At 68.2% G+C, this 11,774-nt stretch carries 9 protein-coding genes and 1 pseudogene; 5 read left to right on the top strand and 5 right to left on the bottom strand.

All coding sequences use genetic code 11. The annotated features are described in order from the left end of the window. The 3 genes and pseudogenes from HF526_RS04830 to HF526_RS04820 all read right to left on the bottom strand — a co-directional run. A partial coding sequence (locus HF526_RS04830; protein WP_239028283.1) for an FAD-binding oxidoreductase occupies positions 1-325 on the bottom strand: 325 nt, incomplete at its 3' end. A gap of 22 nt (positions 326-347) precedes the next feature. Next, positions 348-526: pseudogene (locus HF526_RS04825) on the bottom strand (IS701 family transposase); the annotation flags it as partial. 30 nt (positions 527-556) lie between these two features. Then, positions 557-718 carry a DUF1059 domain-containing protein gene (locus HF526_RS04820; protein WP_169380015.1) on the bottom strand — a complete coding sequence of 54 codons (162 nt, stop codon included), beginning with the start codon at positions 716-718 and terminating at the stop codon, positions 557-559. Between the two features lie 126 nt (positions 719-844). Between HF526_RS04820 and HF526_RS04815 the strand changes: the two genes are divergently transcribed. After that, positions 845-1,603 carry a BTAD domain-containing putative transcriptional regulator gene (locus HF526_RS04815; protein WP_169380014.1) on the top strand — a complete coding sequence of 253 codons (759 nt, stop codon included), beginning with the start codon at positions 845-847 and terminating at the stop codon, positions 1,601-1,603. Between the two features lie 326 nt (positions 1,604-1,929). Here the strand turns inward: HF526_RS04815 and HF526_RS04810 are convergent, their stop codons facing one another. Both HF526_RS04810 and HF526_RS04805 read right to left on the bottom strand, forming a co-directional pair. After that, entirely contained in the window at positions 1,930-3,174 is a 1,245-nt protein-coding gene (locus HF526_RS04810; protein ID WP_420821586.1) for an IS701 family transposase, read from the bottom strand. Positions 3,175-3,571: 397 nt separating this feature from the next. Next, entirely contained in the window at positions 3,572-4,711 is a 1,140-nt protein-coding gene (locus tag HF526_RS04805; protein WP_169380013.1) for an LLM class flavin-dependent oxidoreductase, read from the bottom strand. Between the two features lie 726 nt (positions 4,712-5,437). Between HF526_RS04805 and HF526_RS04800 the strand changes: the two genes are divergently transcribed. The 4 genes from HF526_RS04800 to HF526_RS04785 all read left to right on the top strand — a co-directional run bounded on the left by HF526_RS04800 (position 5,438) and on the right by HF526_RS04785 (position 11,514). Next, positions 5,438-7,042, top strand: coding sequence for a class I adenylate-forming enzyme family protein (locus HF526_RS04800; protein WP_169380012.1), 1,605 nt, complete (start codon positions 5,438-5,440; stop codon positions 7,040-7,042). A 1-nt stretch (position 7,043) separates the two neighbouring features. Beyond that, positions 7,044-8,048: an LLM class flavin-dependent oxidoreductase gene (locus tag HF526_RS04795; RefSeq protein ID WP_169380011.1), complete on the top strand. Its 1,005-nt coding sequence runs from the start codon at positions 7,044-7,046 to the stop codon at positions 8,046-8,048. Positions 8,049-8,156: 108 nt separating this feature from the next. After that, a complete protein-coding gene (locus HF526_RS04790; RefSeq protein WP_169380010.1) occupies positions 8,157-9,314 on the top strand; it encodes a CaiB/BaiF CoA transferase family protein in 1,158 nt (385 codons plus the stop codon). A gap of 559 nt (positions 9,315-9,873) precedes the next feature. Beyond that, positions 9,874-11,514, top strand: coding sequence for a class I adenylate-forming enzyme family protein (locus HF526_RS04785; RefSeq protein ID WP_169380009.1), 1,641 nt, complete (start codon positions 9,874-9,876; stop codon positions 11,512-11,514). Positions 11,515-11,774 lie beyond the last annotated feature (260 nt).

Below are 11,774 nucleotides of genomic sequence, written 5' to 3'. Positions count from 1 at the left end.
ATCGCGCGATGCGAGCGTCGGGGTCGACGTGGACGCCGCGCATGCGGCTCAGGTCGATCATCAGTCCGTCGTCGGTCAGGCAGGCGCCCGCGTAGCTGTGCCCGCCGCCGCGCACGGTGATCTCGAGCCCCTCCTCCTGGCCGTGGCCGAGCGCGGCCACGACGTCGGCGGCGGAGGCGCACTGCGCGACCACCGCCGGGCACCGGTCGATGTCGCCGTTCCAGATCGCCCGGGCGTCCTCGTAGCCCGCGTCGCCGCAGACGAGCACCGGGCCGGCCATCGCCGCCCGCAGTCTGTCGACCCCGCCGCTCATCGTTCGTGTCATGGCGCTCCTCCTGCCTGAAATGGAATCCCCGCGCGCTCATCGCGAGCAACGTCCAGCGCCGCCAGGAGGTCCAGCGGCGGACCTGGTGCTCGTCGAGCCCGGCCAAGCCCTCCCGGCCTGGAAGGACTCCTCGACCGTCCAGCGACGCCCGGCGACTCGGACCAGCTCGCGCAGCGGCACCACCTCGGGTGCGTAGCAGCGTTCCGGAAGCGTGATGTGCTGGTCGATGGCTTACGGCACCAGCTCGATCCAGCCCCGAATCACGTCCGGGGTTACCTGGTCCACGAGCTCGGGATGACTGTCACTGACATGGCGCTGGACCGTGCGGACCAGCGTCTGCTCGTCCTTCTCGCGGGCCTGGTACCCGCACTCACACGTGACCTGACACGTCATGGCGCACTCCTCGGGCGGAGCGACGAGGGATGAACTCGTCCGTCGAATTGTGAATTACCGGAGTGTGCCGGGTCCAGTTGCGGCCGAGCTGTCGCGACGTTGCCGGAACGTTGTCACTATGACGTGGTGCGGATCCAGCTGCACGGACACTTCAGCGTCGAGGTCGACGGGCGCGCGGTCGAGGGACAGCTGCCGGGGCGCCGGGCCCGCTTGCTCGTGGCCTACTTGGCCGCGCACCGAAACTCGGCGACCGCGCGGTCCTCGCTGATCGAGGAATTGTGGCGGCCCGAGACGCCTGGGACAGGCGCCGCGCGCGTGTTCGATGCGGTGCTCTCCAAGACCCGTACCGTGCTTGCACCCGCCGAGATCCGCGGGCGCACCGGGCTGCGGCTGGTGTTGCCGCCCGGGGGACTGGTGGATTCCGAGCGCGCGTCCGCGTCTCTGCACGACGCCGAGGCCGCAGTGGGAATCGCCGACTGGCGCCGTGCATGGACCCAGGCGCTGAGCGCCATGTTCGTCACCCAACGGGAGTTCCTTCCTGAGCTCAGCGCGGACTGGGTCCTGCGGCACCGCGACGAGGTTCGGCTCGCCCACGCCAGAGCCACCGCCTGTTACGCCGAGGCCTGCCTGGAACTGGGCGGCGGCGAGCTGGCGAGCGCCGAGCGCTCTGCGCGCCGGCTGGTCGCGGCCGATCCACTGGCCGAGCGCGGATACCTGCTATTGATGCGGGCCTTGGACGCCCGGGGCGACCGGGCCGCGGCGATGGCCGTGTTCGCCCAGCTGCGGCGGGTCCTACGCGAAGAGCTCGGCGTGTCGCCCGGCCGGGATGCGTCCGACCTGCATTACTTCCTACTCCGCGGCACTGCCTTGCGGCAGGGGAAGTAGTAGGTGGGGCTGCCCGAAGAGGGTCATGGCCGGCCACGCCAACCCACTCATGGGCTACGTGTTTGCCGGTCACTGCCAGTGCAACGGGGCCAGGCGCAGGGTTCGGGGCCGGCCCGGCTGCCGCCAGGTAGTTGATACTCCGGCGATGCGCCGCCGCCCAGCCGGCCGGAAACCGCTCGATGATGAGCGGACGGGTATAGATACGCCAGCCGCAGTTCGTTAGATATGTCGTTCGCGGCGTCGGTAGTGGGATCCGCGGGCTCGGTGTTGGTGGCGTCGTCGCCAGATCGACCATGTCCGCCGGAGGGTGTGGGTGGGGATTTGGGTCAGAGGTGCCAGGAGACGTCGGATCTCGGCGAGGGTGAGCGGGATGAGGCCGCTGCCAAGTCTTTTGGGGCGATGGCCGCGGTGACCGAGAGGTAGGCGTGGGCGAGCAGGGCCAGGGTGATGTGCCGGTACCAGGCGTCGTAGCGACGGACCTGGTACTGGTCGAGTCCGACCTCGTTCTTCGCGGTCTGGAAGCACTCCTCGATCGCCCAGCGGGTCCCGGCGACCCGGATGAGGTCGTCATCGGTGGTGCCGGGCGGCCCGGCGCACAGGTAGTAGGCCAACTCGGGCTCGGCTCCGGTCTCGATCTGGTCGGGGGTGAGGATCTGGCGGCGCACCAGCAGCCAGCGTCCCCACCCGGCCGGAGCGTTCTCGGGCGGATACAGCGAGGCGACGGCCCAGTCATAGAACCGCTCACCCTTCACTCCGGAGCCGGCGGAGCGCCGCTTCCACGCCTGCTCCGGGGCGCGGGCGACGAGGTCGTCAGCCCGGCGTGAACCGGCCATCTGTGTGAGGTCGCCGTCGACCGACAGCGGGATCGTCTGGCTGCGGGGGACCGCGACGACGTAGCCGATCCGGCGCTGCTCGCACCAGGAGCGGAACTTGTAGTCCTGCCCGTAGGCCTCATCGGCGGTCACGAACGATGCGGGGACGCCGGCATCGAGGGCACGCTCGAGCATCTGTTTGGCCAGGGTGGTCTTCGTGGCGAACTCGACCTCGTCCGGGACCGCCGCGGCCCGGCAGCGTTCCCGGTCCGAGGTCCAGGACTTGGGCAGGTAGAGCTCGCGGTCGATCAGGGTGCGGCCCTTGCCGGTGGCGTAGGCCAGGAACACCCCGAGCTGGCAGTTCTCCACCCGGCCCGCGGTGCCGGAGTACTGACGCTGCACCCCCGCGGACTTGCTGCCCTTCTTCAGGAACCCGGTCTCGTCGACGATCAGCACCCCGCCGGGCTCGCCGAGGTGTTCGACGACGTAGTCCCGCACATCGTCACGCACTCCGTCGGCGTCCCAGGTGGCGGCGTTGAGCAGCCGCTGCATCCCGTCCGGAGTCTGGTCGCCGGCGACCTCGGCCAGCGTCCACCCGTTCTTACCCGCCAACGGGGCCAACAACCCACGCACATACGCCCGCGCCCGCCGCCGCGGCTCGGCCCGGAAGAACCGGCCCGCCACCAGCCCGAACAACCCGTCCAGGCCACCCGCCCACGCCTCGAGATCCTCCGCCGACTCCACAAGATCGGACCCTATCGGAAGATCCCATAACGAAGTGCGGCTGGAGTATAGACCGTCATTCGGGCATCGCCGTGCAACGCGAGGACCCCCGTGCGTGATGTGAGTGCATCAGACACCCACTCCGCGGCATCCGGAGCCGGGGTCACCGGCGCAGCCCGGAGGCCCTCCCTTCGATCAAGCCGCCACGCCGTGTCAACAACGTCCCGGGTCGCGACAACCAGCACCTCGTCGATCTGGAGATTGACTACGTCGCGGGGCAGCCGGGGAGACGGATCGCGGCGACACCCTGGTCGACGTCGAGCTTCAGAACTCGGGCATGACCTGGCGTGATCGACGCCGCGCACGGACCGGCTCGGGAGGAGGGTTGACGGCGATCGCCGCACCGGAGGGCCTACTCGCGGGCGGGCCAGGGTCAGTGGCGGAGACCATACTTCTTGAGTAGCGGCATGACCTCGGTGCCGAAGTCGCGCAGCTCGGGAACGTAGTCGTGGAAGCCGAACACGGCGCCGCCCATGCCGGCGTCACTGAGCTCGCCGAACTGCTCCGCGACCTGTTCGGGGGTCCCGACCAGACAGGGCCCGCCCCAGCTGGTCAAGAAGCTCTCCTTGAACTTGGTGATCTGGCTGGAGAACGACTCGCTTTGGATGCCGAGGGTGTCCATCACGATCTGGGCGCCCGGCCAGTCGCCCTCGTCGACGATGGCCTGGTAGGCGGCCTTGGCCTCGCGCTCGGTCTCGCGGCAGATCACCAGGCAGTAGGTCCAGACGTCGAGGTCGCGCTCGAACTCGGTGTTCGCGAGCGTCTTGATGTCCTTCACGTAGCCGGCGATCTGCTCGACGGGCAGCGCGATGAGGTTGACGTCAACGTTGCGCGCGGAGAAACGCTGACCGGCGCTGGAGGCACCGGCGTTGAGCAGCACGGGCCGCGGGTCCTGCAGCGGCTTGGGGTAGGCGTGGGCGCCCTTGGAGTTGAAGTACTTCCCGGTGAAGTCGAAGTCGCCGGGCTCGTTCCACAGGCGCATCGCGAAGTCGAGCCACTCCTGCCCGTAAGCGTAGCGCTCGTCGTGCTCGAGCTGTTTGGTGCCAAAGAGCTCCATCTCCGGGGTGAACCAGCCCATGACCAGGTTCATCCCGAAGCGTCCGCCGGAGATGTGATCAATCGTGGTGGCCATCTTCGCCGCGGCGACCGGGTGGATGACCGGGAGATGCGTGGTGCAGAAGACCTCGATGTCGGTGGTCGCCTGGGCGAGGCCGGCGGCCCAGGTGTAGGTCTCGTAGCAGACCGCGTGGACGTGAGTGTTACCGCCGAATCCCGTCCAACGGCCGACCGGAACCAGCGCCTCAAGGCCCATGGTGTCGGCCTGCTGCGCGATCTCGAGCTGCTGGTCCCACGTCACCCGGAAGCCGCTGGGCGCATCGCTCATGACGATGCCCCCGCTGCAGTTGGACGAGAAGATGCCCAGCTTCATCTTCTGGTCGTTGAACATCCTGCTCTCTCGGGTGGAACGGGTCTTGCCCAGAAGACCGTCCTGCTGGTGTGCGGCGAGCGTCATTGGGTCCTCCACGGCTGTGTCAAGGCGATTGCCAGGGGACGCTAGGAGCGTGCGAGGGCGGCCACTATCCCGCGTACGCCAGGCGGTAGCCAAAGTCCGTCACGCATCGAGGATTGCTGCTTTGTACCGGTCTGCAAGTCATCTAGCTGGAGGTACTCAGGAGCGGTCTATTACCGCTCAGACGGCCGTTCGGCAACCGATCGTGCGTTGGACGCCGTCTCCCGCGTAACGACCGCAGACGCTCGCGCCGGCGGGGCGGCAGGTGCTCGCCCGCTGACTGCGGGCCCGCTCGCGGCACCCGGCTGTGTCATGGCGCCGGGACCCAGGACACTGTGGCGGCGCCGAACGCTCGGGAGCCCGGTCGGCAACGAGCCCGGCGGCGTGGCTGGCTGCCCCACCTCGGTCTCGGGTCTGTGATCCTCCGCTCCGCCTCCCTGCTCACCTGAAGAGCGGGGAGCCATCTCAGGGCAAGAGTCGCCAAGGATGCGCTGGCGCAGGGACTGCGAGAGCTTCGACTCGAAGTTCTGGACCGAACCATCCAAAAACTGAGCACTGATTCGGCTAGTCCCGCTCAAGGTGCCCAATATGCTGCAGGTACAGTCGGCAGCTGGCGCGGATCACGGCTCCTCGAGATTAGATCGATCGGTACAACGTGCCCTTGTGGGCGCGCGCCAGGCGGTGCTAGATGTTGAGGCCCCGCACCCTCGACGACGAAGCAGGTGAGCAATGCTGCCCACCCCCACGACTCAGCATCTAGACGCGGCGGAGGCAAGGCAGTCGCGCACGCGGCCGTCCAACGTTCGGGAGTTCTTTGAACGTGCCGTGGACGACGTGCCCGACGCGTCCTTCATGATCTGCGGCGATCAGACCTGGTCGTACGCCGAGTTCGATGCCTCATGCAACCGGGTGTCGCACGGCCTGCTGGCCGCTGGGGTGGCGCCGACCGCGCGGTTGGCCTATCAGCTGCCGAACGGGCTGGCGTTGCTGCGGTTGGAGCTGGCAGCACAGAAGATCGGCGCCGTCACCGTGCCGCTGATCCCGGGCTCGACGGCCTCGGAGACCGAGTACGTACTCACCCATTCGGGTCCGACCCACATCGTTACCGACGCCACCAACGAGGCCGCGGTCCGGAAGGCGGTGAAGTCTGCGGCGACCCAGGGGGTCCACGTCGAGATCCTGGTCGTACCAGAGCGCCGCGGTTCGCTCGGGGCGCTCGAGTCCGATGTCGAAATCCGGCCGCCCGAGCCGCCCCATCGCGAGCCCTGCATGTCGATCCGCTACACCTCGGGAAGTACGGGGCGGCCCAAGGGGGTTGTACAGCCGGCCGCGGGGTTCGCTACGGCAGGCCACGCCATCGCCGATCGTCTGGGGCTGAGCTCCGACGATGCGGTGTTCTGTGCCATGCCGCTGTTCCACACCGCGGCGACTCACATGATGTTTGCCCCGGCGGTCGCGGCACGCTGCCGGTTCGTGCTAGTGCCGCGGTTCTCCCGAGCCACCTTCTGGGACGAGGTGCGCGGGACGGGAGGCACGGTCGCCCTGCTGATGCCCACTCAGTTGTCCATCCTGATGACCGCACCGCCAGCTGACGACGATGCCGACAACCCGATGCGGATCATGTTCTCGCACGTGCGGTCCGAGGACTTCTGCCGACGATTCGGCGTCGACGTCTGCACGACCTGGGCGATGACCGAGACCTCGGGAATGGGCACCCTGCAGGCGCCCGAATCCGGTGACCATCGCCCGAAGGTGATCGGCAAGCCGATGCCCGACGACGCAGAGATCCGCATCGTCGGTCCGGACGGGAACCCGGTCGGCGTAGGTGAGCTGGGCGAGCTGTGTTTCCGCCACCCGGACGTGATGCTCGAGTACCACCGCGATCCCGCCAACACCGGCTCGACCCTCCGCGACGGCTGGGTGCACAGCGGAGACCTCTGCTCGATGGACGCCGACGGCAATGCCTTCTTCCACGGGCGCCTCAAAAACGTGATCAAACGCGGCGGCGAGAACGTCGCGGGCGAAGAAGTCGAGTTCACGATCATGGCGCATCCGGCGGTCGAGGAGTGCCTGGTCACCGGCGTCGAGGATGAGATCTACACCGAAGAGGTGTGCGCGGTCGTCGTCACTCGGGACGCACAGCGCCTGACCGAGGCGGAGATCGTCGACTGGTGCGCCCAGCGGCTCTCGTCGTGGAAGGTGCCTCGCTATGTGCACCTGCGCGGCGAGGCGCTGCCGAAGCTCGCCAACGGCAAGACCAACCGTGGCGCCGTGACCGGGGACGTCGCCGCGTTCTGCGGCGGAAGGCTGTGGGACCGGCAGGGAGGCGCGTGAGATGCCGCGGCTGGCCGCGTCCCTGATCTTTTCCCACACGTCCCTGGCGGCGCAGGTCGACCTCGTCCGGACGCTGGAAGCCGCAGGCTTCGACCGGGTGTTCTTCGGAGAGGCCTGGCGCGAGCCGGTCGTGCCGATGGCGGCCGCGCTCGGTAACACGTCCTCGGTCGGCATCGGATCGGCGATCTCGCAGATCTTTCCCGTCAACCCGGTCGTCACGGCTCAGCAGGTCGCCCAGCTCGACGAGCTGGGGCCAGGCAGGGTCAGCGTCGGGCTGGGCGTCGGCGCATCCTTCGTCGTCGAGCGATGGTTCGGCATTCCGTTCGAGCGGCCCCTGCAACGCGCCCGCGAGTTCACCGAGGTCCTGCGCGGAGTCCTGGCCTCCCCGGAGGAAGGCCCGTTCAGCTACGACGGGCAGCTGTTCTCGGTGCGGAAGTACCGGCTGCCGTTCACCGACAAGGCCCCCCACGTCCCCATCCACCTGGCCGCGGTCGGCCCGCGCATGCAGGCTCTCGCAGGCGAGGTCGCCGACGGGGTCGTCATCGGCGCCCTGCACTCGGACCGGACCATGGAGCAGACCCTGAAGTGGCTGCGGGCCGGGGCAGGCAAACGCGGCCGCCGCGTCGACGACCTCCACATCTGGTACTACCTAGCCTGCTGTGTGTCCGCCGATCCCGACCGGGCTCGCGCGCTGGCCCGCCGCAGCCTCGTCTACCTCGCTCAGTACCCCCACTACCACGCTGTGTACGCGGCAGAGGGGTTCGGCGAGATCAGCGCCCGCATCGCGGAGCTGGTCCGCGCCAAGGACATGGAGAAGGCCGAGCAGACCGTCACCGACGAGATGGTGGAGCGGTTCGCCGTCGCCGGCACCGTGGACGAGTGCCGCGCCCAGCTGCGCCGCTACAGCGACTATCCCGGCACCCCCGTCCTGCACCTGATCCCCTTTCGGATCAGCGAGGACGAGGTGCGGGAGTCCTTCCACCTGGCCGCTGAACTCGCTCGCTGACCCCGTGGCGAGCCGGCACCCGGGCCCCACAGCCCAGCCGCGCCGAGGCGAATTTCCGAGACTGCTCGTATTCGATCAAGCGGATAGACACGTAGAGACGGGAGAACTATGAACGCTGGACCGCTCAGCGGGATCCGCGTCGTCGAACTGGGCGGGATCGGACCCGCACCGTTCACCGCGATGCTGCTGTCTGACCTCGGCGCCGAGGTCATCAGGATCGATCGGCCTGCCGGCGGGCCCCTGGGGGAGCACCAGCAGCATGAGCGGGACCTGCTGCTTCGAGGCCGCCGGTCCGTCGCAGTCAACCTAAAGTCGGCCGAGGGTGTCGAGACCGCGCTGCGGCTGACCGACCGCGCCGACGTGTTGCTCGATCCCTTCCGGCCCGGCGTCACCGAGCGGCTGGGCCTGGGGCCGGGCCCGGTCATGCAGCGCAACCGGAGGCTTATCTACGCGCGGATGACGGGTTGGGGCCAGACCGGGCCGCTTGCGACCGTGGCCGGGCACGACCTCAACTACGTCGCGTTGGCCGGACCGCTGGCAGCGATGGGCAGAAGAGACAGACCGCCCGCGCCCGCGCTCAACCTCATCGGTGACTTCGGCGGCGGAGGGATGCTGATGGCCTTCGGTATCACCGCCGCCCTGCTCGAGCGCAACCGCAGTGGCGAAGGCCAGGTGATCGACACCGCGATGACAGACGGAGTGGCGGCCCTGTCGGCCAGCATTGTCGGCTTCACGAACATGGGTGTCTGGCAGCCGGAGCGGGAGAGCAATTTCCTCGACGGTGGAGCGCCCTACTACGACACCTACGAGACCGCCGATGGGCGATACGTGTCTATCGGAGCGATCGAGCCCCAATTCTATGCGCTGCTACTCGACAAGCTCGGCCTGGATCCCGCGGACTGGCCGCAGCACGACCGTCGGCGCTGGCCCGAGATGCACGCGAAACTTGTCGCGATCTTCCGTAGCAAGGCCAGCGACGAATGGTGCGCACTGCTCGAAGGCACCGACGTCTGCTTCGCGCCCGTCCTGACCTTCGAGGAAGCCCGGAAGCACCCGCACCTGGCCGAGCGGGGCACCTATGTTGAAGAGCACGGCATGGTCCAACCCGCACCGGTGCCCCGCTTCAGCCGAACCCCAGGCGCGATTCAGTCGCCACCGTGCGCCCCGGGCCAGCACACCTGCGATGTGCTCACCGCCTGGGGGTTCAGCGAGAGCGAGCAGAACACGCTGCTCCGGACCGGTGCGGTCAGCGCGTGGGAAGCCTGAGACCGGATTCGACGTGCGGCTATCAAGGGCCCGGCCCGTCCCAGCCTCGGGCATCACGGGGCCCTCGGGCGCGGCTAAGGGACCGCAACGGCGCAACCCTCTCCACCGGGGCGGACGGCCGATTCGAGCGCGGAGCCGGTGCGAGCGGCGCCTATCGTCTGATTCGCGGCTCCGGGGGCGACTGCGCAGGTCGCTTCCGCCGCCACACCGGCACCCGTGCTGGTCCTCGTCGGCGACCTGTACATCCGGCACATACGCGTGGATGACGAGCACATGAGTTCGATTCGTGCAGCGCAGCAGTCTGTGATTTCGCGGGATGCAGAAAATTGTCCTGACAGAGGCAGGCCAACCAGTTCAAACATCCATCCCCACTCGGTTACCACCTGCAATGATGAATTGTCATCAGCTTGTACTGAATGATGCAAGGCTCGTTGCTGGCGGCACGGTGGACTGCTAAGAAGAGACCGGCCGCCTCCCGCGCTTCGCGAACTTCGGTTGAGGCGGCTGCTGACCAGAAGGCCGGACCACATGGTCTCCGGCGAAAGGAGGTCGGGCAACGATGCTGACCGAGACGGTGCACTCCGACATCCCATCCGCGCCGGGTATCGGTGCGGATGGGCTTGACCATCGGGCCCGCACCATCCACGTCACCATGGCGGAGCTCTACAACCGCGCGTACCGCGCCTACGGGTCGAGGGTGGCCGTGCGCACCGACCTGGACGAGTGGACCTACGCCGAGCTGGGGGAGCGAGTACATCGCATCATCGGCGGGCTCACAGCCCGGGGACTGCAGCCCGGCGATCGCGGCGTCATCCTCCTGGACAACTGTCCGGAGTTCCTCGAGATCGACCAGGCGTTGTTCGTCGGCGGGTTCGTCCGATGCGCAATCAGTGTGCGCCTGCACCTTCGCGAAGTAGTGCACATCCTCACCGACTGCTCGGCAGCGGCGGTGTTCGTCTCGCCAGCGTGGGCGAAGAAGCTCGCGACGGTGCGGGACCAGCTACCCGCGCTAAGCCTGGTCGTGACGGTCGGGGACGGGGACGGGGAGGTGTCCCTAGATACGTTGCGGGACGCGGAGCCCACCGACATCGCCGCGCCCGCGGCAACTGATCCGGCTGCCATCCTCTACACCAGCGGCACGACCGGCCTTCCGAAAGGCGCAACGCTCAGTCACGCCAACTGGGCGACGATGGTGCGCAACGAGCTGCTCGAGCTACCCCCGGTAGTCAACGGCGATGTGGTCCTACACGTCGCCCCGCTTAGCCACCTCAGCGGCTACGTCGCCCCGTCCTACTTCGTCCGCGGCGCGACTCACGTCACCAGCGGCAGGTTCGACGCCGCGCAGACGCCGACGCTCATCGAGCGACACCGCGTAACCATCCTGCCAATGGTGCCGACGATGATGAACCTACTCGTCTTGGCGGCCGAGCAGCATGACGGTGACTACTCGTCGCTGCACACCCTGGTCTACGCCGGGTCCCCGATCGCCCCGGACAGGCTGGCCAGGGCGCGCGAGGTCTTCGGCGATGTGTTCGTGCAGTTCTATGGTCTGAGCGAGCTGCCTATCCCCATCGCCTGCTTGTCCCGGGAGGACCACACGTTCGACCCGGACGAGGGCGTTCCGGCGCGCCTGGCGTCGGCCGGAAGGCTCAGCCCGTTCGTTGAGGTCGAGCTCCTCGACGAAGAGGGACACGAGGTGCCGCCGGGGCAGATCGGCGAGATCACCGTCCGTGGGGACCAGCTCATGATGGGCTATTGGGGCCGCCCGGACGCCACCATGGAGATGATCGACGAGGACGGCTGGGCCCGCACCGGCGACCTGGGGCGCTTCGACGCCGACGGCTACCTCTATATCGTCGACCGCAAGAAGGACATGGTCGTCACCGGCGGGTTCAACGTCTACCCGACCGAGGTGGAGAACGTCGTGTCGACGCTGCCTGCCGTCGCCGAGGTTGCCGTGGTCGGGGTGCCGGACGAGACCTGGGGCGAGGCGTTGAAGGCTGTCGTCGTGGTGCGTGAGGGCTACTTCCTGACTGCGGACGAGGTAGTCGCCGCCTGCGGCCAGAGCCTGGCCGGCTACAAGAAGCCCCGTTCGGTCGAGTTCGTCGACGAATTGCCCAAGACCGGCTCGGGAAAGATCATGCGCCGCAGCCTTCGGGACCGCTACTGGAAGGGCAGTGACCGACGGGTCGGCGGCTGACCGCGGGCGGGCCCCGCTGGGGTCTCGTCGACAGGGAAAGCGCTGCCCGCCGAGCGCGCCGAGATCGGCTCCTTCCACCCAGCACACCGCCGCAGCCCACCCTGAACGCACAACGAACGGGCGCCGTCCACTCCTGACACCCGAGCGGAGGTCTTCGACCCCACGAATCGTCGCCGAGCCCGCACCGGCGGCTTCCCGAACCAGAGCAGCAACGTTCTCGCCTTGGCCAGGGTGTTCCGCGGCGAGCTCAACCCAGGTGC

Source organism: Pseudonocardia acidicola (assembly GCF_012911935.1).
Taxonomy (GTDB): domain Bacteria; phylum Actinomycetota; class Actinomycetes; order Mycobacteriales; family Pseudonocardiaceae; genus Pseudonocardia; species Pseudonocardia acidicola.
Note: the sequence above shows the minus strand (reverse complement) of the source record. Positions and strands in the feature narration are given on the sequence as shown.